Origin of the sequence: Shewanella sp. SW24 (assembly GCF_025653395.1) — a bacterium.
GTDB lineage: Bacteria > Pseudomonadota > Gammaproteobacteria > Enterobacterales > Shewanellaceae > Shewanella > Shewanella oncorhynchi.
Genome location: NZ_JAKKSH010000093.1, coordinates 1 through 513, shown reverse-complemented (window position 1 = coordinate 513; position 513 = coordinate 1). Strand labels below are relative to the sequence as shown.

The following is a 513-nucleotide window of genomic DNA, read 5'->3' as shown; positions in this document are numbered from 1 at the left end:
TGGCATTGACCGTCAGGGTGCCTTGGCCGGCGATCACGTAGGCGGTGCCCAGGGTGAACGGACCGGTTTGTCCGGCGACGCTGAAGCTCTGAATGCTGAGCGGGCCATCGACACTGGTGGTGCCGGTGAGCAAGGAGCCATTGGTGACGCCACTGTCTTCAGCCACGGTCAGGGTTTCATCGGCATCGGTGAAGCCATCGGTGACAGGGGTCACACCGATGTTCAAGGTCGAAGYGTCCGTGCTGACGCCGTCGGTGACGGTGTAGGTGACAACCGGGTAGTTGCCGTTCCAGTTGGCGGCGGGCTCAAAGCTGTAGGTGCCGTTGGCATTGACCGTCAGGGTGCCTTGGCCGGCGATCACGTAGGCGGTGCCCAGGGTGAACGGACCGGTTTGTCCGGCGACGCTGAAGCTCTGAATGCTGAGCGGGCCATCGACACTGGTGGTGCCGGTGAGCAAGGAGCCATTGGTGACGCCACTGTCTTCAGCCACGGTCAGGGTTTCATCGGCATCGG

At 62.9% G+C, this 513-nt stretch carries 1 protein-coding gene; it reads right to left on the bottom strand.

The window, feature by feature from the left end:
- Window positions 1–513, bottom strand: a 513-nt coding sequence (locus L5M17_RS23085) for a cadherin-like domain-containing protein (protein ID WP_263149292.1), incomplete at both ends; no start/stop codon positions are given.